Origin of the sequence: Rhizobium sp. G21, from assembly GCF_014158035.1 — a bacterium.
In the GTDB taxonomy this organism is placed as follows: domain Bacteria; phylum Pseudomonadota; class Alphaproteobacteria; order Rhizobiales; family Rhizobiaceae; genus Rhizobium_E.
Window position 1 is genome coordinate 228,669 of record NZ_JACFXW010000002.1, and the last position, 23,693, is coordinate 252,361.

The 23,693-nt window shown below is 63.4% G+C and carries 20 protein-coding genes and 2 pseudogenes; 8 read left to right on the plus strand and 14 right to left on the minus strand.

Annotated elements, in window-relative coordinates:
• Positions 1 to 21: 21 nt before the first annotated feature.
• The 4 genes and pseudogenes from H2O14_RS22390 to H2O14_RS22405 form a co-directional block, all read right to left on the minus strand.
• Positions 22 to 606, minus strand: a complete 585-nt coding sequence (locus H2O14_RS22390) for an amino acid synthesis family protein (protein WP_182829639.1) — start codon at positions 604 to 606, stop codon at positions 22 to 24.
• The gene (locus H2O14_RS22395; RefSeq protein ID WP_182829640.1) at positions 603 to 1,187 is read right to left on the minus strand and encodes an amino acid synthesis family protein; all 585 of its coding nucleotides are present in this window, start codon (positions 1,185 to 1,187) and stop codon (positions 603 to 605) included. The genes H2O14_RS22390 and H2O14_RS22395 overlap by 4 nt, the downstream gene beginning before the upstream one ends.
• Positions 1,180 to 2,100, minus strand: a complete 921-nt coding sequence (locus H2O14_RS22400) for a UPF0280 family protein (protein ID WP_182829641.1) — start codon at positions 2,098 to 2,100, stop codon at positions 1,180 to 1,182. Before H2O14_RS22400 ends, H2O14_RS22395 begins: the two co-directional genes overlap by 8 nt.
• A gap of 4 nt (positions 2,101 to 2,104) precedes the next feature.
• Positions 2,105 to 3,597 (minus strand): annotated as a pseudogene (locus H2O14_RS22405) (6-hydroxynicotinate reductase).
• Positions 3,598 to 3,812: 215 nt separating this feature from the next.
• On the opposite strand from H2O14_RS22405, the gene H2O14_RS22410 reads away from it, so the two are divergent.
• From H2O14_RS22410 to H2O14_RS27940, 8 genes are all read left to right on the plus strand, one after another.
• A complete protein-coding gene (locus H2O14_RS22410; protein ID WP_182829642.1) occupies positions 3,813 to 4,262 on the plus strand; it encodes a MarR family winged helix-turn-helix transcriptional regulator in 450 nt (149 codons plus the stop codon).
• 182 nt (positions 4,263 to 4,444) lie between these two features.
• Positions 4,445 to 4,945, plus strand: a complete 501-nt coding sequence (locus H2O14_RS22415) for a (2Fe-2S)-binding protein (RefSeq protein ID WP_182829643.1) — start codon at positions 4,445 to 4,447, stop codon at positions 4,943 to 4,945.
• A complete protein-coding gene (locus tag H2O14_RS22420) occupies positions 4,942 to 8,481 on the plus strand; it encodes a molybdopterin cofactor-binding domain-containing protein (protein ID WP_182829644.1) in 3,540 nt (1,179 codons plus the stop codon). Before H2O14_RS22415 ends, H2O14_RS22420 begins: the two co-directional genes overlap by 4 nt.
• An 83-nt stretch (positions 8,482 to 8,564) precedes the next feature.
• A complete protein-coding gene (locus tag H2O14_RS22425) occupies positions 8,565 to 8,966 on the plus strand; it encodes a hypothetical protein (protein WP_182829645.1) in 402 nt (133 codons plus the stop codon).
• Between the two features lie 94 nt (positions 8,967 to 9,060).
• Positions 9,061 to 9,657, plus strand: coding sequence for a copper chaperone PCu(A)C (locus tag H2O14_RS22430; RefSeq protein WP_182829646.1), 597 nt, complete (start codon positions 9,061 to 9,063; stop codon positions 9,655 to 9,657).
• Positions 9,654 to 9,977, plus strand: coding sequence for a copper uptake system-associated protein (locus H2O14_RS22435; RefSeq protein WP_246697716.1), 324 nt, complete (start codon positions 9,654 to 9,656; stop codon positions 9,975 to 9,977). The genes H2O14_RS22430 and H2O14_RS22435 overlap by 4 nt, the downstream gene beginning before the upstream one ends.
• A 39-nt stretch (positions 9,978 to 10,016) precedes the next feature.
• Complete coding sequence (locus tag H2O14_RS22440; RefSeq protein WP_246697717.1) at positions 10,017 to 10,445, plus strand: SCO family protein; 429 nt, start codon at positions 10,017 to 10,019, stop codon at positions 10,443 to 10,445.
• Positions 10,427 to 10,633: an SCO family protein gene (locus H2O14_RS27940; protein ID WP_246697718.1), complete on the plus strand. Its 207-nt coding sequence runs from the start codon at positions 10,427 to 10,429 to the stop codon at positions 10,631 to 10,633. Before H2O14_RS22440 ends, H2O14_RS27940 begins: the two co-directional genes overlap by 19 nt.
• A gap of 59 nt (positions 10,634 to 10,692) precedes the next feature.
• Here H2O14_RS27940 and H2O14_RS22445 read toward each other — a convergent pair whose 3' ends face one another.
• From H2O14_RS22445 to H2O14_RS22490, 10 genes and pseudogenes are all read right to left on the minus strand, one after another.
• On the minus strand, positions 10,693 to 12,534 hold the full coding sequence (locus H2O14_RS22445) for a methyl-accepting chemotaxis protein (protein WP_182829648.1): 1,842 nt from the start codon (positions 12,532 to 12,534) through the stop codon (positions 10,693 to 10,695).
• A 189-nt stretch (positions 12,535 to 12,723) separates the two neighbouring features.
• A pseudogene (locus H2O14_RS22450) lies at positions 12,724 to 15,894 on the minus strand (efflux RND transporter permease subunit).
• Positions 15,895 to 15,901: 7 nt separating this feature from the next.
• A complete protein-coding gene (locus H2O14_RS22455; RefSeq protein WP_182829649.1) occupies positions 15,902 to 17,029 on the minus strand; it encodes an efflux RND transporter periplasmic adaptor subunit in 1,128 nt (375 codons plus the stop codon).
• A gap of 15 nt (positions 17,030 to 17,044) precedes the next feature.
• Positions 17,045 to 17,650: a TetR family transcriptional regulator gene (locus tag H2O14_RS22460; protein ID WP_312858692.1), complete on the minus strand. Its 606-nt coding sequence runs from the start codon at positions 17,648 to 17,650 to the stop codon at positions 17,045 to 17,047.
• Between the two features lie 164 nt (positions 17,651 to 17,814).
• A complete protein-coding gene (locus H2O14_RS22465; RefSeq protein ID WP_182829651.1) occupies positions 17,815 to 18,144 on the minus strand; it encodes an L-rhamnose mutarotase in 330 nt (109 codons plus the stop codon).
• A gap of 11 nt (positions 18,145 to 18,155) precedes the next feature.
• Positions 18,156 to 19,265 carry a mandelate racemase/muconate lactonizing enzyme family protein gene (locus H2O14_RS22470; RefSeq protein ID WP_182829652.1) on the minus strand — a complete coding sequence of 370 codons (1,110 nt, stop codon included), beginning with the start codon at positions 19,263 to 19,265 and terminating at the stop codon, positions 18,156 to 18,158.
• 3 nt (positions 19,266 to 19,268) lie between these two features.
• Positions 19,269 to 20,366 carry an ABC transporter ATP-binding protein gene (locus H2O14_RS22475; RefSeq protein WP_182829653.1) on the minus strand — a complete coding sequence of 366 codons (1,098 nt, stop codon included), beginning with the start codon at positions 20,364 to 20,366 and terminating at the stop codon, positions 19,269 to 19,271.
• Positions 20,367 to 20,369: 3 nt separating this feature from the next.
• On the minus strand, positions 20,370 to 21,236 hold the full coding sequence (locus H2O14_RS22480; protein WP_182829654.1) for a carbohydrate ABC transporter permease: 867 nt from the start codon (positions 21,234 to 21,236) through the stop codon (positions 20,370 to 20,372).
• A gap of 2 nt (positions 21,237 to 21,238) precedes the next feature.
• Positions 21,239 to 22,135: a carbohydrate ABC transporter permease gene (locus tag H2O14_RS22485; RefSeq protein WP_182829655.1), complete on the minus strand. Its 897-nt coding sequence runs from the start codon at positions 22,133 to 22,135 to the stop codon at positions 21,239 to 21,241.
• Positions 22,136 to 22,213: 78 nt separating this feature from the next.
• Positions 22,214 to 23,533 carry a sugar ABC transporter substrate-binding protein gene (locus H2O14_RS22490; protein WP_182829656.1) on the minus strand — a complete coding sequence of 440 codons (1,320 nt, stop codon included), beginning with the start codon at positions 23,531 to 23,533 and terminating at the stop codon, positions 22,214 to 22,216.
• Positions 23,534 to 23,693: the final 160 nt, after the last annotated feature.

Consider the following 23,693-nt stretch of genomic DNA (forward strand, 5'->3'; position numbering starts at 1 on the left):
TGGGCTGTCAAGCAAGGGCGGTCAGCGCAGACCGTCCTTGCCTTCGATTTCTTGGACCGTCAGGCCGCCGATACGGGGCAGGGGGCGGCCACTATCCGTCAAGGCCACCGCGACCATGATCTCCCCAGCTCTCGGGCTATCGGCGAGCCTGATATCCATCCCGTCGAAATGCGAGCGGACATAGGCCGCATCCTTGTGTCCCAGGGGAATGTCGAGCGTCTGCCCCGGGCCGCCGCGCTTCTTGGACGAGGGCACCAGAGCCGCGCCCTTTTCGACGGCGGCGCGCAACGGCTTGCCCAGCGCGGGATGCAGGATGGCGGCGGCATGTTCGAGTTCGCCGTCCTCGCCCACCATCGCCGCCTTGCCATAGCTTTCGACAGCGCCGGGCTCGATGCTCAACGCGTCGACGCAGCGGCGGCCGAGAAGATCGCCGAGTTCGGCGCCGATGTCGATCAGATCGGTCAGATCCGAGACATAGCGGCCCGCGAAGGGGTTGCGGATCACCGCCACCGCCGCGACCTTGCGGGTGGCAGGGTTGATCTCGCGGCCCATCTCCTCGCGCAGTTCCTCGACGAAGACAGCGATTTTCCGGATTTCGGCCTTCACCGCAGTCCGTCCTCGCCCTTGATGTCCTCGGCCTTGAGGCCGCCGACGCGGGCATGGATGCGGGCGCCGGTGGTCATGACAAGGCAGAGCACGATCTCGTTGGCGCGCGGCGCATCCGACACGCCGACTTCCATGGCGTCGAAATGGCTGCGCACATAGGACGCGTTGATATGGGTGACGGGCACATCGAGCCGGGTTCCGGGTCCGCCGACTTTCTTGGTCGAGGGCACGATGGCCTTGGCGTCGCCGAGCGCCTCGCGCATGGCGTAGCCGCCCGGCACATGCCAAAGCGCGCCATGTTCGAGTTCGCCGCCCTGGCCGACGATCGCGCCCTTGCCATAGGCCTCGATATCGTTGACGTCTCCGCCGAGACAATCGATCAGCTTGCGCGCCATCTCAAGACCAAGCGGCTCGAGATCCTTCATGAAGCCCGCAATCTCCGGCTCATAACGGCCGGCGAAGGGATTTTCGATCACGGCCATGACCGCGCCGCGCTTGAGCGGCGTTTCTGAAACCGGCCCGCCCTCGTGGAAGACCTCTTCGACGATGGTGGCGATCTTGCGGACTTTGGGTTCAGGCATAGAGTTTTTCCTCCGGAATGGGGATGTGCGGGGCAGACTGATGGGGTGGCGCAACGAGCCGGCCATGACGACCGAGAAACAATACCGACCGCTCGATGAGAGACCGTCGACGAAGGTTTTCCGCCATGGCCTCGCCTTTGTCGAGCGCGAACGCAATGTCCTGATCTGTGAGCGCGCCAACGCGCGTCGTCACCAGACGCGCGCCGAGATCGCTGTCGTCGACGACAGTGTCTGCGGGCGCCCTGAAAACGGCGGGGTGACCGGGAAGATCGACTGCGTTGGCGATGATCGTAGCCGCCGCGTCGGCGCTGGCGGCGCTCTCGGAAAGCGTAGTCACGGAATCGGCAATGCCCATGGACAGCGACCGCCCGCCGCGTCCCGACGTGGCGACGCCTCGACAGCGATCCTCGGCGGTTACGGCGAAATCGCCGAGATCGGCGCCATCTTCGCGCGCGATCTTCACCCGGAACGAAGCGTCCTGTTCCAGATGCAGCGCGATGTCGCCGCCATTGTTGACATAGATACGATGTGGGCGATTTTCCGCAGTGAAACCTGAGAGCATGGCGGCCAGCAATTCATCCGCCACCGCGCCAGCCACCGCCGCCATCGGCGTGATGAAGAAGTCAGCAGCGAAAGGCAGCACAGCGCGCCACATGCGACGGGCGACTTCCCCTTCGGGCTCGGCTCCATCGGGCAGCGCCTGTCGCTTCAACAGCGGAAGCTCCGCCACGAGTTCATCGAGGATCATCTTGAAGCGGCGATGCGCCAGTGCGAAGGCATGCGCCCGCTGATAGGCTTCGAGTTCCAGCGAATGCGCGCCGTCGACGCCGATCACCAAATCGATTGGACCGTGCTGCAGATGCAGACGGCCGTTCTGGTGTCCATCGAGATAGACGGCGACCGGTCCCGGCATGATCTCAGGCGCCCCAGCGGAAATTCTTGCCGTCCATCGGCCAGACGCTGTCCTCAGTGGATGCGATCCGCCGCTCGGCTTGCTCGACGGCGCGCTCCACCGGAATGACGGCGTCCATATGGCCGCCCAAGGCCCGGTAGTCCTCGAGCCGCATGGTGAATTCGATCGGCGCGACGATTGCCGGCGTCGGCACATAGCCGAAACTGTTGGTCGGCATTTTGGTCACGTCGGCCATCACCGTGATGCCGCCGCCCGGCCAGACATAGGCGGGTGCGCCGCCCACCGAAACATAGGTCAGCGCATCCTTGACCGAGCGGGTCAGCCGCACGGGATTGGTGGTGACCCCCGCCCTGAGGCTGCCGCCGGCGCCGCCGATAAACAGCACCGAGGTCATCGCCGGCTCGCAGTTTTCGGCGACGATCTCGACCGTTTCCTGAACTGCGGCGGGCAGGATGTCCTGCAAAACAGGGCGAAGCTGATCGTCGAGAATATAATAGCCATATTGTTCGCCGGTGGTGGAGACCATCAGCAGGCGCAGGCCGGGATAGGCGACCTTGGGGTCGAAATCGCCGAGAATGGCGAGCGGATCGGAAACATTGGTGCCGCCCCAGCCGGTGCCGGGTTCTGCGACCTGGAAATAACGGCCCGGCGTCGAACGGCGACCCTTGATCTTGATGCCGGTGGGCGCGACGTCCAGCAGCTTGCCAGCCTGATGTTCCGAAAGGACGCCGGTGATGTGGTCGTCGACCACAACGACCTCGTCGACCATGTCCTTCCATTGCTTGGCGAACATGCCGATCGTGGCGGAGCCGCAGCCCACGCGCATGCGGCTTTCCTCGACGCCATTGATGATGGGGGACAGCCTGCGGTGAGCGTCAGCATCGCGCCGCCGTCGATCACGAGATCGACGCTTTCACGATTGCACAGGCGCAGGATCGTGTCGCAGGTGACGCGGCCCTCTTTCTTGGAGCCGCCGGTCAGATGATGCACGCCGCCGATCGACAGCATCTGCGAGCCATATTCGCCCGTCGTCACATGGCCCACCGGTTCGCTATCCACCAGCACCTTGGCGGTCTCGGGGCCGATGAAACGATCGGTGTCGATCTTTATCTTGGCGCCGCAATAGGAGAAGATGCCTTCGGTGACCACCGTCACCATGTCGACGCCGTCATGGGTCTGCGAGACGATAAAGGGCGCCGGCTTGTAATCGGGATAAGTGGTGCCGGCGCCGACGGCGGTGATAAAGGGCGCGGAGGCGTGGACGAGATCGCCGTCCCAATCGTCGCGGGGCCCATCGGGCAGGAAGGCGACGACCTTGCCGCCGTCTCCGATCGTGTTTTCGATAATGGTCAGGGGATCGACGCGGAGCAACTCGCCGCCGACATTGGCGTAGCGGTCGCAGGCCCCGGACCGGCCGTCGGCGATAAAACACATGACCGGACAGGCGTCGCAGCGGATCTTTCCATTCACGGCGCTTTCGACTTGTTGCTTGACCATCGAAAATTCCCCTGGACGCGTTTCATATCGCAGCGCGTTCATATTATTTGTGTACAAATGAAATTGATCCGGTTTGTCGATCCTGTCAAGCCTGGAGTCTGTTGGCATCGCGTTCGCGGGCGAGGCATCCGATTGTCCTGCGATTGACAATCAACCCGCCGCCGCTAAACCGGGAACACGGACCGGGACTGTCCCGGCCTGAAAGGAAAACGTCCATGTCGAGGCAAATCGCAGAGCCGGAGATGTCCGTGGCGGAGGCGTATCGCGTCGACGAGCAGATCGGCTTCCTGCTTCGGCAAGCCAATCAGCGGCATGTGGCGATTTTTGCGGCGCGGATGGGCGACAAACTGACCACCATGCAGTGGTCGGCGCTGATCAAGCTCCGGGAAATCCAGCCGTCGTCGCAGAACCAGTTGGGCCGCGAAATCGCCATGGACGCCGCGACGACAAAAGGCGTCATCGACCGGCTGGTGGCGCGTGGCTATGTCTCGACCTCGCCGGATCCCGAGGACGGTCGACGGGTGATCCTGTCTTTGACCGACGCCGGCGACGAGGCGGTGAGGCGCAATATCGCCTCCGCCCGGACAGTGACCGAAGAGACGCTTGCGCCTCTGAACGCCGATGAGCGCTCGATCCTCCTGGACCTCATTCGCAAGCTCTGCTGACGGGCGCCGTCTCACCATGAACGGGCCAAGAATTCATTTGCGCACGAATGATTTCTTGTTATCCTGGCGATGGATGCGATCGAAAAAAACCACAAGGGGAACGCCGCAATCCTGAGCCCGATCCCTGTCCGGGATCAAGGCCGGATTTATGCGCGATGTCCCACCGATGAGGCGGGTGCGCGATGTCTTCACCCCCGCTGACGCTCACGATCAACGGCGAGGATCGTGAGTTTGCGCTGCCGGCAGACACGCCGCTCCTTTATGTCTTGCGCAATGATTGCGGGCTGAATGGCCCCAAATTCGGCTGCGGTCTCGGCGAATGCGGCGCTTGCGCCGTGTTGCTGGACGGCCGACCTGTGCGATCCTGCACGACGCCGCTGGCGGCCGTTGATAAGCGTGAGGTGACGACGCTCGAGGGGCTTTCCCGCGATGGAACATCGCATCCGGTGCAACAGGCCTTCATCGACATGCAGGCCGCGCAATGCGGCTATTGTCTCAACGGCATGATCATGGCGACGGTCGGGCTTCTCTCCCGCAATCCCGATCCGACCGAAGCTGAGATTCGAGCAGCACTCCGCCGCCATCTCTGTCGTTGCGGAACGCATATGGAAATCCTGGCGGCCGTCAGGCTGGCGCGCGCGCGGCTGGCTGCCACTGAAACTGCGGAGACTGAAGCATCATGACTGCGCCGCGCGAAGCCAGCAGGGACGCCTATCTCGCCATGTCCGACGCGCTCTTGGTGGTCAGGCCGGGAGGCTCGAACCAGCCTGATATCTATCTCGCCATGACGGCGACAGGCGAGGTGATCGGATTCAACGGCCATGTCGATCTCGGCACCGGCATCCGCACGGCGCTCGCCCAGATCATCGCCGAAGAACTGGATGTTGGGTTCGAGAGCGTGCGCATGGTGCTGGGCGCGACCAGCGCCGCCCCCGATCAAGGCCCCACAATCGCCAGCGAAACCATCCAGATCACCGCGATCCCGCTCAGGCAGGCCGCCGCGACGGCGCGGCGCCGGTTGGTGCAGGCGGCAGCCGAACAGTGGGGCGTCGAGCCCGAGGCTATCACCGTGTCCTCTGGTGTTCTGGAGAGCGGCGACCACCGAACCTCCTATGCGGCGCTGCTTATGGGCTGGCGCGAACGGATCGAGATCGACGCCTTGGCGCCGTTGAAGCCGGGGACGGAATTCCGCATCGTCGGCCAGTCGCAGCCGCGCAATGATATTCCGGCCAAGGCGACAGGAGACTGGGTCTATGTGCACGATGTCAGACTGCCGGACATGCTGCACGGCCGCGTCATCCGCCCGCCCTATGTCGGCTTTGATCACGGCGAGGGCGTTGGCGCGAGCCTTCTGGGCGTTGACGAAGCCTCGGTGGCCCATATGCCTGGTCTCGTCTCCGTGGTCGTGGTCGGCGATTTCGTCGGCGTCGTGGCCGAACGCGAGGAGCAGGCCGCCGCCATCGCCAAGGCGCTGAAACTGACATGGCGCGAACCGCCGAAACGTCCTGATCTCAATGCGCCGGAAGAGGCGCTGCGCGACAATCCCGCCTCGCGTCGGCTGTTGAAGGAAAGCGGCGATGTCGATCTGGCGCTCGACGGCGCTTCGCCCCGCATGGACCGCACCTATGTCTGGCCCTATCAGATGCATGGATCGATCGGTCCATCCTGCGCGGTGGCCGACTGGGGTCCTGAACGGCTGACCGTCTGGTCCGGCACGCAGAACCCCTATTTCATGCGCCGTGATCTCGCCCGCCTCATGGACATGCCCGAGGAGGCGATCGTGGTGGAGCGGCACGAAGCGGCCGGCTGTTACGGCCGCAATTGCGCCGATGACGTAACCGCTGACGCAGCACTTCTGTCGCGCGCCGTGGGGCACCCCGTCCGGGTGCAGTTGACGCGCGAGCAGGAGCATGGCTGGGAGCCGAAGGGGGCGGCGCAAGTCATCGATGTGCGCGGCGGTCTCGATCTCGAAGGCGGCCCGATCGCCTATGATTTCGAGACACGTTATCCCTCAAATCTCGCGCCGACGCTGGCGCTGGTATTGACCGGCAAGACGACCGGCAACGACACCGTCGAAATGGGCGACCGCACCGCGATCCCGCCTTACGCGGTCGGCAATATGCGCATCGCCGTGCATGACATGCCGCCGATTGCGCGTGCTTCCTGGTTTCGTGGCGTCTCGGCCATGCCAAACTCGTTTGCGCATGAAAGCTTCTTCGACGAACTCGCCGCCGCAGCCGGCGTCGATCCCGTCGAATACCGGCTTCGCTATCTGACCGATCCCAGGGCGATCGATCTGGTGCGCGCTGTGGCGGAGAAAGCCCAGTGGAAACCGCGCACCCGCTGGGGCAGCGAGGGCGGCGAGGGCGACCTGCTTTACGGTCGCGGCTTCGCCTATGCCCTTTACGTGCATGGAAAATTTCCCGGAACGCCCGCGGCATGGTCGGCCTGGGTGGCCGATGTCGCCGTCAACAAGCGCACCGGTCAGGTGACGGTGGCGCGGGTGACGGTGGGGCAGGATTCCGGCCTGATGATCAATCCGGACGGCGTCCGCCATCAGATCCACGGCAATGTCATCCAGTCCGTCAGCCGCGTGCTGAAGGAAAAGGTGACCTTCAACGAGACCGGTGTGGAGAGCCTGGAATGGGGCGGCTACCCGATCCTCACATTCGAGGAGACGCCGGATATCGACGTGCTGATGATCCCGCGTCCGGATGAGCCGCCGATGGGCGTCGGCGAATCCGCCTCCGTGCCGAGCGCTGCGGCGATCGTCAACGCTGTTTATGACGCCACGGGCCTGCGCTTCCGCGAATTGCCGCTGACGCCCGACCGGATCCTTGCAGGATTGGGCCGGCAGGCCTTGCCTGCTTCCGACAGAGACGACGGTAAAAAGCGCATGTCCTGGTTCCGTCGCGGCTTCGGCTTCGCCGGACTGGCCGGGCTCGCCGCCTTCGGACTGGCGACGGCGTCGCCCTGGCGGCCGTCGATTGCGGCCATTCAACGGCCCGATCCGGCCGTGTTCAGTCCGGCGTCGGTAGAGCGCGGCCGTCTTGTCGCCGCCGCAGGCGGTTGTGCGATCTGTCATGCCGGGGCCGATGGCGCAGCCTTGGCCGGCGGGCGGGCGTTCGAGACGCCGTTCGGCACGGTGCGCGCCGCCAATATCTCGCCGGACGAAACACATGGCATCGGCGGCTGGTCTTACCCGGCCTTTGCCCGCGCCGTCCGCGAGGGAGTCAGCCGAGACGGCTCGCATCTCTATCCCGCCCATCCCTACACCTCTTTTGTGAGTGTGTCCGATCAGGATCTTCAGGATCTCTACGCTTTCGTGATGAGCGCTCCGGCCGCGCACCAGCCCGCGCCCAGATCGGATATGAAGCCGCCTTTCAACATCAGGGGATTGATGGCCGGCTGGAACACGCTGTTTCTCGGCGCCAAGAGCGTCGCCTATGACCCCGCCAAAGGCGAAGCCTGGAACAGAGGCGCTTATCTGATCGAAGGCCTGGGCCACTGTTCCGCCTGCCATACCGACCGCAACATATTGGGCGCCGAGCGCAGCGGCGACGCCCATCTCGCCGGCGGCTTTGCCGATGGCTGGGCGGCGCCGGCGATCAATGGTCGGGGCGAGGGCGCTGTGCCCTGGACCAAAGCCGCCTTCTACGATTATCTCCGCGATGGGCATTCGGCGGATCATGGCGGCGCTGGCGGTCCGATGGCGCAGGTCGTCGCCTCGCTCTCGGTTTTGCCGGACACGGATATCGAGGCGATGGCGACTTACCTCGCCAGCATGGCGCCTGAGCCTGGTCCAGGGGAAGTCGAAAGCGTGAGACGACAGGCGCTGCAACGCGCAGACGCTGCGCGAGATGCGGCCGCGCTCGCCCATCCCGAAGGTCAGCGTCTCTTCGAGGGCGCCTGTTCCTCCTGCCACGAAGACGAGGCGCTCGCCACCCATCTTGCGCTCAACACCAATCTCCGCAGCGGCAGGGCCGACAATGTGCTTCAGGCGATCCTGCATGGCGCGCCCGCGCCGGCGGGCATGAGGGAGCGGCTGCATGCCGCAGGCCAGCCGATGTCGATGCCGTCTTTCGCCGATAGCCTGTCGGATAGGCAGATCATGGAGCTTGGACGCTATCTGCGCGCCCGCTTCGCACCCGATCGCTCAGCCTGGGCGATGGACGCCGAGACGCTGTCCGCCATTCGCAGCACGCCCGCTTCGCACTGACCGCTATCACCCGAGGAGCATGGATGTGCGGCGCACAAATTTGCCGCATTGCCGGGTTGTGGAAAAGCAAATAGAGAGGGTGCATGACGATTTTTCGGCCCCGCAAAGATATTCGAAACATCGCGATGATGCTGCGCCTTTTCTGCGCGCTCGCCATCGCGATGGTCGGCTTTGCCCATAAGCCGTTATTCGCGGCGGAAGGGTCCGGATATGAGGTCTCGGTCCTGCCAGATGGCGAAATCGCGACGATGTGCCTCTCGTCTCCCGACCTCGACGGCAAAAAATCTGTCGGCATAGGCTCCTGCGAAGCCTGCCGCCTGTCTTCCGCCTGCCTGTTGCCAAATCCACCGGAGAGCCAGGGTGTTTTGATCCGCACGGCTCTTACAGCGCCGTTCGTGGCCGGGCGCGCTTGTCCACCGCTCGACGTGCTTTCTTATCGGGCGCGCCGCGCGCCTCGCCATCCATCTGAGCGTTGCGCCGCTTAGCCCATCGGCTCGACCGCGGCTTTGCAGGATCGGCGAAGGGCGAAAGCCCCTTGCGCCATCAAAGTTCAGAAAATTCCGCACAGGATCACCTCCCATGAAGAAGACATTCATTCGCGCCGCCGTCATGGCCGCCATATTCGCCGCAGCGCCGGCGCTCGCCCACGAATACAAGCTCGGTCAGATCGAGATCGACCATCCCTATTCCCGCGCCATGCTGCCGGGCGCAGCGGTCGGCGGCGGTTATCTGAAGATCGTCAACCATGGCGAAGCCGACCGGCTGCTGCGCGTGACGACCTCGCGCGCCAAGTCCACGCAGCTGCATGAGATGCAGATGGGAGACGACGTGATGACCATGCGGGAAATGACGGACGGCCTGGAAATTCCCGCCCATGGTGTTCTCGAACTGAAGCCCGGCGCATTCCATGTCATGTTCATGAATGTCGCAGAACCGTTCAAGGAAGGCGAGCGCGTCAAGGCGACGCTTACTTTCGAGAAGGCCGGCTCCGTCGATGTCGACTTCGTCGTCGGCGCTCCGGCTGGCGCTCCCCCGCCCATGCCGAGCATGAGGGCGGCCATGACCATATGGCGCATCAGCATGCCCAGGCGGATGCGCACGCCCATCATGATCACACCTCCCATCATATGCAGGCCGCCTCCGGCGATCCCGCGCAGGATATCGCCGCGATCATGAAGGGGATGTTCGAGACGCCCGACGCCCCGCTGTCCGTCGAACCCGTCGTGGTGCAGGGCGAATGGGCTGTCGCAGGCTGGGCTCAGCAGGATCGCGGCGGTCGGGCGCTTCTCAAGAAAAAGGGCGAGGCCTGGGCTATCCAGATCTGCAGCGGCGACAGCCTCAAGCAGGCGGATGCGCTCGAAAAAGCCGGCATTTCCAAGCAGGACGCCGAGGCTCTGGCCGCCAAGGTCGTCGAAGCCGAAAAGAATATCGATGCCGGGAAACTGGCGCTGTTCGCCAGCTTCGAAGGCACGGTGATGGTCGATGGCGGCGAATAGGGACAAGGGAGCCGCTGGAACCCAGCGAGATCACGCGCAATGACCAAGACCAACCCCTTCCTGATCGTTGTTCTGGCCGTTATCGGCCTGTTCATGTCGGCGCTCGTCGGCATCATCGCCTGGGTGGCGGCCGACGATTACAGGCCCGGCCCGTTCCGCGAAACCTTCACCCTGATCAACGATCGCGGCGAGACGGTGACGGAAAAGATGTTCCGGGGACGGCCCTCGCTCGTCTATTTCGGCTATACGCATTGCCCGGAGGTCTGCCCGACCACGCTGTACGATGTCTCGGTCTGGCTGAAGAAGCTGGGTCCGGAAGGGGCAGGTCTGCAGGTTTACTTCATCACCATCGATCCCGAGCGCGACACCCAGCAACTGCTGCATGGCTATGTCAACGCCTTCACCAACCGCATCACCGGCGTGACGGGCGATCCCAGGGAGATCAAAAGGTGGTCGACGGCTGGATGATCCACGCCTCGAAATCCGCGAGCACGAATGGCGACTACCACATGAGCCATACGACGTCGCTCCTGCTGATCGGCTCTGACGCCCGGCTGAAATATCTGCTTCCCTACGGCACGGAAGACAGTGTGGCGGTCGACCGTATCAGGGACTTCCTCAGGCGCGATCGTCGCGCGTCGGAAGCCAACAGCTGAAGATCGAACTGCCGAGAACATGGCAGGCCGCGCGCTTCGTGACGCGCGGCCTGCTTTCATCAGGCCGCTTGCAGGCGTTCCCAAGCGCTGCCGGGCTCGCGGATCTCCCCTGTGCGACGGTTGAGCTTGAACTGCTCCACCAGTTCCGAAAGCCCGGCTGAATCCCGGGCGAGCGAATGGCTGATCGCGGTCGTCTCCTCCACCATGGCGGCATTCTGCTGGGTCATCTGATCGATCGAATTCACCGCCGCCGAGATTTCCTGAAGCCCGATCGACTGTTCGCGCGAGGCGGTGTCGATGGCGTTGATCTTGAGATCGATGTCGTTGACGAAGGCGGCGATGCGGGTCAGCGCCTGTCCCGTTTCATCCACGAGACGCACGCCCGACGATACCTGTTCGCTCGAGCTCTTGATCAGCGTCGAGATCTCCTTGGCGGCCTGCGCGGAGCGTTGCGCCAGTTCCCGCACTTCCTGCGCCACGACCGCAAAACCCTTGCCGGCATCCCCGGCGCGGGCCGCTTCGACGCCGGCGTTCAGAGCCAGGAGATTGGTCTGAAAGGCGATCTGGTCGATCACCGCGATGATTTGGCCGATCTTGCCCGAGGAGTCCTCGATCCGCCGCATCGCGTCGACCGCCTCGGTCACCACATCCTGAGAGGCCTGGGCGCAGGCGCGGGCGTCACCCACCAGCGTCCGGGTTTCCGTGGTCCGTTCCGCAGACGATTTGACCGTCGCGGTGACTTCGTCGAGCGAGGCGGAGGTCTGTTCGAGAGCCGCAGCCTGCTGCTCGGTGCGCTTGGCGAGATTGCCGGCCGAATCCTTCATCTCCTCGGCGTTGCCGGAGACCTGGGCTGTCTTGGCCAGCACCTGTTCGAGCGCGCGCTGGAAGGTGGCGATCGAATTGTTGAAATAATGCCGGAGCGGTTCGAAACGCGGCGCGAATGGATGGTCGATCGTGACCCGCATGTCGCAGGCCGCAAGCCGTTCCAGGCCGGCGCCCAGTTCGTCGACCACCTGCTTCAACTCTCCGGCTTCCGTCTGCATCAGCTCTTCGCGGGCGCGCTTTTCCGCCTCGATCCGGTCATTCTGCTCGGCGATCTTGCGGAGCCTGTCCTGGACGCGGGTGCTGACGGAATCGCGCAGCGTTTCGAGCGCGCGCGACATGTCGCCGAATTCGCTGCGGTCCTTCACACCGCCGATCGGCGCGCCGAACTCTTCGGATGCAATGCGCTGCATGGAGCGCATCAGCGATTTCATCGGCGCGATGACGCTGCGGATGACGGTGAAGGCGAAACCCTGCAGGATGATCATGCCGATAATGCTGACCAGGCCCTGTTGACGGCCGATTTCCCAGCGGCGGGCATGGAGGTCGTCGATATAGACGCCGGTGCCAATCACCCAGCCCCAGGGCTCGAACAGAGTGACATGCGAAAGCTTCTCGGCAGGTTCCGATTCGCCGGGCTTCGGCCATTGATAGGAAACGAAGCCGGACTTTTCATCCCGCGCCACGCGGGTGAATTCTGAAAACAGCGACAGGCCGGTCGGGTCTTTCATGCCGCTGACATCCTTGCCGTTCAATTCCGGCTTGGTCGGGTGCATGATCATCGTCTGATCGAGATCGTTGATCCAGACATAACCGTTGTCGCCGTAGCGCAGCGCGCCGATCGTCTCCATCGCCCGCGCTTGGGCTTGGTCGCGCGTCAGTTTGCCGGAGGTTTCCAGCGCATGCGCGGCGGTGGCGATCGCCATGGCGTTGTCGTCGATCGATGATAAAAGCATGCGCCGGTCCGACATCATCTGGGCGTCGGTGGTCGTCAGGCTGAAATAGAAGACGCCGCCGAGGACGAGAAAAGCGAGCGCCACGAGGGCGTAAAGTCTCGAAGAAACCGAAAAATTCTGCATGGCCGATCCTGAAATGCAGGTGAACGAATGCGGGGAAAAGACATGCCTGACCCCGTCGGCGCCATGACATTCGTCAACCCGATCGCGGTAACGGCCCTTTGAGACGGTAAAATTTGATTATGGTATAAAATTAGTTTCCAGCGAACGCAGCGAGCGGCCTGAGGAATTTGGGCCGCTCCCTGCGATGCTTCACTCCGCAGCCTGCGGCAACGGCTCAGGAAGATGGTGGACCCGATCTGCTACAGCTTTCGTCTCCGGTTCCGCTTTGGCGCCGCCATCTGTCTTCGCCCGGCCGAAGAACAGCGCATAGCCGGCCGGCAGCACGAAGATGGTCAGAAGCGTGGCGACCAGGATGCCGCCCATCATGGCGTAGGCGAGCGGGCCCCAGAACACGCCGCGCGAGATCGGGATCAGCGCCAGCACGGCGGTGAGCGCGGTCAGCGTGATCGGTCGGAAACGCCTGACGGCGGCGCCGATGATGGCTTCGGATCGCTCCATGCCGGCGGCGATATCCTGGTCGATCTGGTCGACGAGAATGATCGAGTTGCGGATGATGATGCCGAGCAGCGCGATGACGCCGAGAATGGCCACGAAGCCGAATGGCGCGCCGCTGATCAAAGAGCGCGGCGGCGGCGCCGATGATGCCCAGCGGGCCGGTGGCGAGCACCAGCATCGCCTTGCCGAAATGCTGCAGCTGGATCATCAGCAGCACCACGATGATGGCGAGCATGACCGGCGCCTTGGCGGCGATCGAGGCCTGGCTTTCGGCGGAATCTTCGGGCCCGCCCTGGATTTCGACCCGGTAGCCGGCCGGCAGCGCAGCGCGGAGATCGGCCATGCCGGCATACATGGCGGTCACCACGTCGTTGGCCTGGACATCGTCGGGCAGCGTGGCGCGTACTGTGATCGTCGGCAGGCGGTCGCGACGCCATTCGATGCCCTGCTCCATGACGGGCACGACCTTGGCGATTTGCGACAGCGGCACGAAAGTCCCGAGATCCGTGGGAATGGAGACCGAGGCGACAGCCGAAAGCAGCTTGCGATTGGCTTCGGGCTCGCGGGCGACGATCGACACCGTCTCTTCGCCATCTCTGAAGTCGTCGAGCGGCGCGCCTGACATCGTCGCCTGCAACATCTGGCGGATGCGCTGCGAGGTGACGCCGAGCGCGCGGGCGCGATCCTGGTCGACGACCAGTTTCATGGCGGTCACCGGCTCCAGCCAGTCGTCATGCACCGCGCCGAGCTGCGGATTGGCGTGGAAGCGCTCTTTGACCTGATCGGCGATGCGGCGAACCTCGGCTCTATCCGGACCCATCACCCGCATCTGCACCGGCCAGCCGGTCGGCGGGCCGAGGAACAGGCGATCGACCTTGCCGCGGATCGAGGGGAAGTCGTTTGCGAGAATGCCGCGCAGCTTGGCGATCAACCGCTCGCGGGCTGGCTCGTCATTCGCCATCACCAGAAGCTGGGCGTAGTTCGGATTGCGGAGCTGCTGGTCGAGCGGCAGGAAGAAGCGCGGCGCGCCTTCGCCGATATAGGTGGCGACGAATTTCTTGTCCTTGTCGTCGGCGATCTTGGCTTCGAGCAATTTCGCCTGACGCTCCACTTCCGTTATGCTCGCGCCCTCGGGCAGCCAGAGATCGACGAGGATTTCCGGACGTGACGATTGCGGGAAGAAGTTTTTCGGAATGAACTGGAAGGCCCAGAGGCTCGCGCCGAATGTAAGGAGCGTCAGCGTCAGCACGATCGCCTTATAGCGCACGGCCCAGGCGACCGTGTGGTGGAGCCCGCGATAGAAGCGGGTGTCGAACACATCCTTGTGCGCGCCGGCATGCGCCCGCTGCTTGAGGATCATGTGGCCGAGCCAGGGCGTGAAATAGACGGCGACGAACCAGGACAGCACCAGCGCTATGCCGACGACATAGAACAGCGAGCGCACATATTCGCCGGCGGTGGATTCGGCGAAGCCGACGGGGATGAAGCCGGCGGTGGTGATCAGCGTGCCGGTCAGCATCGGGAAGGCGGTGGAGGAATAGGCGAAGCTCGCGGCTTCAAGTTTCGGCAGGCCTTCTTCGAGCTTGCGCTCCATCAGTTCCACCACGATCATGGCGTCGTCGACCAGCAGACCGAGCGCGATGATCAGCGCGCCGAGCGAGATGCGCTGCAGGTCGATGCCGAGCTCGTACATGACGCCGAAGGTCGCGGCCAGCACCAGTGGAATTGTGATGGCGATGACGATGCCCGAACGCCAGCCGATCGACAGGAAGGACACGACCAGCACGATCACCAGCGCTTCACCGAGCGCCTTCATGAATTCGCCGACGGCTTCGGTGACGACATGCGGCTGGTTGGCGATCTGGTCGACCTCGACGCCATAGGGCAGGGAGGCCTCGAAACGCTTGTAGGTCTCCTCAACCTGCGCACCGACGTCGGTGACCTTGAAGCCCTTGCTCATGACCACGCCGACCTGGACGCTTTCGGCGCCGTTGAAGCGGAACTTGCGTTGGACGGGATCTTCGAGACCCTTATAGACGGTGGCGATGTCGCCGAGGCGGGTGACCTCGCTGCCCGCGCGGAGGCGGAGTTCACGAATGGCGGCGACGCGATCGACCGCGCCATCGACGGAAATCCGCACGGATCTCAGGCCCGTATCGACGGTCCCGGATGGATCGACGCCGTTCTGGCCCTTCAACGCATTCTGGATATCGGTGAGCGTCAGCCCGCGTTCGGCGAGCGCCTTGGAGGAAATGTCGATATAGATCTTCTCCGGCTGGTCGCCGAGAATGACGGCTTTTCGACGCCCGGCGTGGTCAGCAGCATGTCGCGGGCCTGGATGGCGAAAGCCTTGAGCTCGGGATAGGAATAGCCGTCGCCGCTCAGCGAATGCAGCGTGATGTAGGTGTCGCCGAATTCGTCGTTGAAATAGGGGCCCAGCAATCCCGACGGCAATTCACTGGCGATATCGCCGACTTTCTTGCGCGCCTGATAGAAGGACTCGGCGACATCGGCTCCTGTCGTGTCACCCTCGATCTGCAGGGTGATGATGGCGCTGCCGGCGCGGGTGTAGGATTTCACCCAGTCGAGGTGTGGCGTCTCCTGCAGCTTGCGCTCGATCTTGTTGACGACCTGATCCTGCATCTCCTGGATCGATGCGCCCGGCCACACGGCCTGGACCACCATCACGCGGAAGGTGAAGTCGGGATCTTCCTTCTGGCCCATATTGAGGAGGCCGAACACGCCGGTCAGCAGAATGAGGCCGAACAGGAACCGTGCGATGCTCGGATGGCCGATGGCCCAGCGCGACAGGTTGAACTTTTCCTTCTCGGGGAAGTCGTCTGCATGGCCGGGCTCCGTCTGGATAACAGGATCAGTTGAGGATGTTTTCAGCCAGCGCCCCGACATCGGGAAGCTTCACGGTCAGATTTTCGCGCATGAACTGGGTGCCGGCCGCCACCACGAGATCGCCGGCTTTCAACCCTGAAGTCACACCGACGCCATCGGCGGTGAATGCGCCGACTTCCACGGGACGGGCATGCACGGTCGCCTTGGCGGGATCGACCGTCCAGACGATCTTGGCCCCGTCCTTCTCTGCCAATGCGGTCAGCGGCACGGCGTATTCGGCGGCGTCGGCATGGGTCTCCGCCTCGATCATCGCGGTCATGCCGATGAGTACATGATCATTGGCCGGCAGGCTGACGCGGACCGAAAAAGTGCGGGATTGCGGATCGGCGCTGCCGGACACTTCGCGCACCTTGCCGGTCAGCGCCAGCGCCGTGTCCGCCCAGAAGCTGGCCGTGACCGTCTTGCCGGGGCTGAATTCGGAAATCTCGGTTTCCGGCACGGCAATCTGCACTTCTTTTTCGTCATCGGCGACGACGGTGAGCACGGCGGAGCCGGCGCTCACGACCTGCCCGCGATCGGCGCTGACGGCGGAGACGATGCCGTCGCGATCCGATGTCAGTTCGGCATAGGCGAGCTGGTTTTTCGCCTGTTCGAGCGCGGACTGCGCGGCGGTGCGGGTGGCGGCGGCCTGATCATAGCTGAGCTGCGCCTGCTCAACCTGCGCCTTGGGCACCGCTTTCTGGGCGAACAGCGTCTTGGCGCGGCGTATCGCGAGATCGGCGGTTTCCAGCGCCTTTTGAGCCGAACGCAGATCGGCTTCCGCCGATTGCACTGCGAGCTGGTAATCGGTCGGGTCGAGACGGGCGAGCACCTCGCCCTTCTTCACCCGGTCGCCGATATCCGCCTTGCGCTCGATCAGCTTGCCGGCCACCCGGAAACCGAGATTCATCTCGGTGTGGGATTTGACCGAACCGGAATAGGAGAGGGTGCGGGTGGTCGCGGCGGGCGCGATCTCCACAACTTTCACCGGTCGGATCACGGCGGCGGGAGCCTCGGCCTTTTCCTCGGCGCAGCCTGTGAGCAGGCCGGAGCCGATCGCGAGACCGGCGAGAAGAACGGATGTCCTGATGCGCATGCGGTTGGGCGTGGTCATGGATGCCTCCGGTCCTTACTTAAGCGCGGCGAGCGCGAATTCGACGAGTTGATCGGGCGTCGCCCGGTTGGTTTTGGCCAGGCATTGCGCCACCATCTGCGGATGACAGAGTATGACGGTCGCCCCGCCGAAGCAGCGGGCGGCGATATCGGGATCCTGGTCGCGGAATTCGCCGGCCTCGACGCCCTGCCGGATCGTGTCGGCCAGGAGATCGTGCAGGCGGTTGATATGCTGGTCGATCACGTGCCAGTCGCGCTCCAGCGCCACCACCACCATTTCATGCACCTTCTCCTGGTCGAGCATGGTCTCGACCGTCATGCGGTGTTGCGCATGGCCCCATTGCCGCAGGCGCTCGGTGGCGCTGATCGGTTGTGACAGGATCTGCCGGGACATCTCGTAGGAACCCATCAGCATCCGCCCGCAGATCGCCTGGTGGATCTCAACCTTGGAGGTGAAGAACCGGTAGATATTGGCCGGCGACATGCCGAGATCGCGGGCGATATCGGCGACATTAGTCTTGGCGTAGCCGTAATGCCGAAACAGTCGCTCCGCCGCATCGAGGATGCGGGTGACGGTTTCGCTGCGCTGAGCATCCTGCAGAACTTCAGATGTATCGATCACGGCTGACGGCTTTCGAATAATGTGTGACGAAATATGTAAATCGTCAGTAGTCAGAATTTTAGCCGTTGTCAATGCACGATCCGCGGTCCGGACGGTAGCCGATCGAGGCAACAAAAAACCCGCCGGTGGAGCGGCGGGTGAAGATGTGCTGGCTTTTGCAGGCGTCAGTCGTGGTGGAAGACCTCGTCCATCGACGCCCACCATTCCCCGTCCTTCCGTGTCTCAAGCGGCTTCTGGCAGGGCATGCAAACCGCCCACCAATCCTGCGTCGCCGGATCGGCGGCCATGATCTTCATGTCGGCGTCGAAATCCTCGCCGTGATATTCGAAATAGGAGAAGAGCAGGTTTTCCGGCTCCTTGAGAAAGATCGAATAATTGCGGATGTGGCACGCGGTGATCATCCTCAACACATCGGGCCAGACGGCGGCATGCAGACGTTCGTATTCCTCGATTTTCTCGGCGTTGAGACCGATCACCATTCCCATCCGCTGCATGCTGTCCTCCCTCAGGCGATGACGCTGTTGAATTCGGAAATAGCCCGGCGGCGGATTTCCTGCCAGTCCCAGTCGATCCCGAGGCCCGGGGCGGATGGAGCGATCGCCATGCCGCTTTCTATCTTCATCTTCTCGCCGGTGATCTCGTCGAGTTGCGGAATATATTCGACATATTTGCCGTTCGGAACCGCGCAGGCGAGGCTGACATGCAGTTCCATCAGGAAATGCGGGCAGATCGGAATGTTATAGGCTTCCGCCGCATGCGCCACCTTCAGCCAGGGCGTGATGCCGCCGATGCGGCCGACATCGACCTGGACGATCGAGCAGGCGCCACGCTGCATATATTCCCGGAAATGCCGGATGGAATAGAGCGACTCCCCGATCGCGATCGGCGTTGACGTCGAGTTAGACAGCCTGACATGGCCGTCGATATCGTCGGCGGCCAGGGGCTCCTCGATCCAGGCGAGATCGAGATCGGCGAGGCGGCCGGAGCGGCGGATGGCTTCGTCGAGACCGAATCCCTGATTGGCGTCGGTCATGATCTCATAGCCGTCGCCGAGGGCGGCGCGCATGGCCTCCAACCGTTCGACGTCTTCTGCCGCCCGCGGTTTACCGATCTTCACCTTCGAGCCGGTAAAGCCTTTTTCGCGCGCCGCCAGCCCATCCTCGACCAGCGCCTGCTTGTCGATATGCAGCCAGCCGCCCTCGGTGGTGTAGAGCGGCCGGCGATCGGAAGCCCCGCCGGCGAGTTTCCAGAGTGGCAGGCCCATTTTCCGGGCGCGGAGATCCCAGAGCGCCGTGTCGATGGCTGCAAGCGCAATGGCGGTGATCGCGCCGATCGTGGTGGCGTGGGTGTAGAATTCGAGATCCCGCCAGATCGCCTCGATCCGGTCGGCGTCCTTGCCGATGATGCGCGGCGCGAGATGGTCGGCTAGAAGCCGCATCACCGAGGAGCCGCCGGTGCCGATCGTGTAGCTGTAGCCCGTTCCGACCGCGCCATCGCGGTCGGTGATGATGACGATGGGCGTTTCCTGGCTGACAAAGCTCTGGATCGCGTCGGTGCGTTTCACCTTCGGCGCGAGATCGACCATCAGCAGTTCGACTTTTTCGATTTTCGCCATGGTTCAGACCCTCAGGCTCGCGCCTGTTGCTGCATCGAACAGATGCGCCTGCGACAGATCTACGCTCATGGCGATCACGTCGCCGGATCGGAGCGTGCGCGGATTGAGCATGCGCGCCACCCATTCCTTGCCGGCGAAGGTCACGAAAACCAGCGTCTCGTTGCCCAACGGCTCGGTGATCGACACCGGCAGCTCGAGAGCAGCCACCTCATGGGCTTCTCCCGAATGCAGGCCGTGGCCGGCGGGGTAGAAATCATCGGGGCGGATGCCGAACACCACCTTCTGGCCCGGCTGCAACTTGTCGCGGAAGGCCTGTGGAATGGGCAACGCATCGCCGTTGGCGAAAACGAGCCGGCCCTGATCCACCGTCGCCTCGACCAGATTCATCGGCGGCGAGCCGATGAAGCCGGCGACGAAGCGGCTGGCGGGGCGCTTGAACACGTCCTCGGGCGTGCCGGCCTGTTCGATGCGGCCGTCGCGCATGATGACGATGCGATCGGCAAGCGTCATCGCTTCGACCTGATCATGGGTGACATAGATGACCGTCGACTGCACTTTTGCGTGGAGTTTCTTGATTTCGGTGCGCATCTGGGTGCGAAGCTTGGCGTCCAGATTGGACAGCGGCTCGTCGAACAGGAAGACTTCCGGGTGGCGCACGATGGCGCGGCCCATGGCGACGCGCTGGCGCTGGCCGCCTGAAAGCTGCGCCGGCCGCCGCTCCAGCAGCGCCTCCAGATCAAGCGTTTTGGCGGCATCGGCGACGCGGGCGGCGATCTCGTCCTTGGAGGCGCCGGCGATCTTGAGCGAAAAGCCCATATTTTCCGCCACCGTCATATGCGGATAAAGCGCGTAGGACTGGAACACCATGGAGATGTTGCGGGCGCGCGGCGGCAGGTCGTTGACCACCTTGCCGCCGATTTCGATCTCGCCGCCGGAAATGTCCTCCAAGCCGGCGATCATGCGCAGCGTCGTCGACTTGCCGCAGCCGGAGGGGCCGACCAGCGCGATGAATTCGCGATCGGCGACATCGAGATTGATGCCATGGACGATTTCGAAGGCGCCGTAGCGCTTGACGAGGTTTCTGAGTGTGACGGGAGCCATGATTTACCCTTTGACCGCGCCGGATGTCAGGCCGGAGACGAGATGTTTCTGGACGGCGAAGGTGAGCGCCAGCGCCGGCAGGATCATCACCACGGCCAGCGCGCACATGCCGCGCCAGTCAATGGTGAATTCCGCCGTGTAATCGAGCAGCCCGACCGGCAGGGTCTTGGAATTGACCGAGCGGGTGAGGTTCGAGGCGAGCGCGAACTCGTTCCAGGAGGTGAGAAAGGCGAAGATGCCGGCGGACGCGATGCCGGGTCCGGCAAGCGGGAACTCGACTTGCCAGAAGGCCTGCCAGCGCGTGCAGCCGTCGATCTGGGCCGCTTCGGCGAGGTCTTTCGGCACCTGGCGGAAGAAGCCGTCGATCAGCCAGATCGTGAAGGGCACGTTGAGCGCCACATAAGCGAGGATCAGGCCCATATGCGTGTCGAGCAGGCCGAGCTTGGCGTAGACGAAGAACAGCGGCAGCGACAGCGCGATGCCCGGAACTGTGCGGGTCAGCATCAGGCCGAGAAACCAGCCGGCCTTGCCCCTGAAGGAAAAGCGCGCGAAGGCGTAGCCGCCGGAAATGCCGATGGCGAGCGCGATCACCGTCGAGGTGATCGAGATGATCAGCGAATTGCGGAAGTAATCGATGACGGGAATGCCGCCCTTGCCGACGCCGGAGAACATCGCGACATAGGCGTCGAAGGAGATTTCGCTTGGGATCCAGACCGGCGGCTTGGCCATGATTTCCACGGTCGGCCGGAGCGAGGACAGCACGATCCAGAAACCGGGGAGGCAGATGACCATCATCGCCAGGAAGAGGCCGACGAGATGCGCGGCCTTGAGGACACGGCGGCGGATACGATGGCTTGCATTGACGTCCATGATCACCACTCCGTCCCGACCTGGGCGCGGGCAAGCGCGAGTTTCTTGTAAAAATAGACCGTGAAGACGATCGACAGCAGGATCGAGAAATAGGCCATGGCGTTGGCCATCCCCATCTTGGCGTCGGCATAGGCCGTGCGCGAGACCAGCGTCCAGAGAAGCTCGGTGCGCTTGGCGGGGCCGCCATCGGTCATGATCTTGACGATGTCATAGGCGCGCGCCACGTCGAGCGAGCGAATGGTCATGGCGATGAAAGCGAAGGGCATCACGAAGGGCCAGGTGACATAACGAAAAGTCTGCCAGGGCGTGCAGCCGTCGACCTTGGCCGCCTCGATCGGCTCCTTGGGCATGGCGAGCAGGCCGGCCAGGATGAGGATCGCGAAGACGGAGGTGGAGGACCAGACTTCCGCCACCACGATCGAGAAGAAGGCGAGTTGGCCGTCGATCAGCCATGGAATGGCCCGATCGGTCAGCCCTAAGGATTGCAGGGCGTTGTTCACCAGGCCGACATTGTCGTTGAACATGAATTTGAACTGGAAACCGACCAGCAGCGGCGAAAACATCATCGGCAGCATCATCAGCGTACGCAGGATGCGCTGGCCGGAAACGGCCTTCTCCACCAGCATGGCCAGCCCGAGGCCCAACAGCATTTCGAGATTGAGCGCCACGGTGAGCAGCAGCACTGTTCGTCCGAAAGCCGTCCAGAATTCGAGGTCGGCCAGCAGCCGCGCATAATTGCGGAAGCCGATGAATACCCAGAACGTGTCCGGCTTGGTCAGCCGGAACGGCGTGAAGCTCGAATAAAAGGACAAAAGCAGGGGCGCGATCACCACGGCCGCCAGCACGATCACGGCCGGCAGCAGCAGAAGAACGGGCGCCGAAAGTTTAAAACCTCTCATGCGAGGGCTCCGGCCGATATGCGTGACAATAAGGGAGAGGCGCGGCCGCGTGGAGGCGGCCGCGCCTGTCGATGACGCTTAGAGAGCGCCGGCGTCTTCGAGGATGGCCACAGCCTTGGCGGCGGCGTCGTCGAGCGCCTGCTTGGACGTCTTGTCGCCGAGAATGGCGGCCTGAAGCTCCGGATAGACGGCGTTGGAGATTTCGATCCATTGCGCCGTCTGCGGCACCGGGAAGGCGTGCTTGGCGGCTTCCTGGAAAGCGGTCAACACTTCCTTCTTGTAGGGATCGCTCGCGGCTTGGGCCACATCCCATTCCCAGACGGCGGTGCGGGTCGGCAGCGGGCCGGCGGCGGCTTCGAGCTTCTGGCTGTCCTCGTTGGTCAGGAACCAGACCAGCGAGGCGGCCGCATCCTTGTTGGCGCAGGATTCGGTCACCGAGAAGCCGTGATGGCCAGACCAGCCAGTGCGGATGCCGGCGGAGCCCATCGGCTGCACCTTCACGCCGACATTGCCGGCGACCTTGGAGGACTTGGGATCGTTGAAGAAGGTCGCCCAGCCCGGCCAATCGAGATTGAGCGCCACCGTGCCCGAAGCGAAGCCCTGGCCGAGATCGTCCCAGAGATAGTTGGTCGTGCCGGCCGGAACCGCCTTGTCCTTATACATGCGCACGAACCAGTCGAGCGCGCGCACGCCGGCGTCGGAGTTGAAGGCCGGCTTGCCGTCTGCATCGAGATACTGGCCGCCTTCGGCCACCAGCATTTCATAGAAGCGGCCGTTGATCGCCTCTTCCTTGCCGGCGAACTGGGTGCCGTAGAAATCCGGCGGGCTAGCGAAAAACTCCGCCTGATCGGCGAGATCGGCCCAGGTGTCGGGCGGGGTCAGATCGCGACCGTATTTTTCCTTGAAGGCCTTCTTCTTGGCTTCGTCCTGATAGAGGCTCTTCTGGTAGTAGAGCGCCGAGACGTCGAACTGGGCGCGCGGCAGCATCACCAGCTTGCCGCCCAGCGTCGAGGCCTTGATATTGGCCGGCACGAAGGCGTCGATTTCTTCCTTCGGCAGCAGCGCGCCGAGATCGGTATAGATATCGGGATATTGGGGCGCGAAGGACGAGTGGTTCGAACCCACGCACCAGGTCACGCTGCTCGACGCGATGTCGGACTTGATTTCCTTGTCGAGCTCGAAGTGGTTCTTCTTCGAGAGAATATTGACCTTGGCTCCGGTCGCCTTCTCCCATTCGCCAATCCGGGCGTACAGCGCCTCGTATTGCTGACCGCCGATCAGCTTGGCGTCGATCGTAACGCCCTCGAACTTGCCCGGCAGATCCGCGGCCTGGGCGAAGCCGCCCAGCAGCATCAACGAGACGACTCCGGCGGAGACGCCGGACAGCAATTTCACCATGACTTCCTCCCAGTTTGATGATGGCGGTCCCCTCCGGACCCGGCCCATCAAACCCTCACCCATGAAGGTTTCATTTATATGTAAACAGTGAATCCGACTTGCGTCAAGCTGCGATTGTGTTTTCGGAACAAATGGGCACCGAGGAAACGCCGGCGCTCCC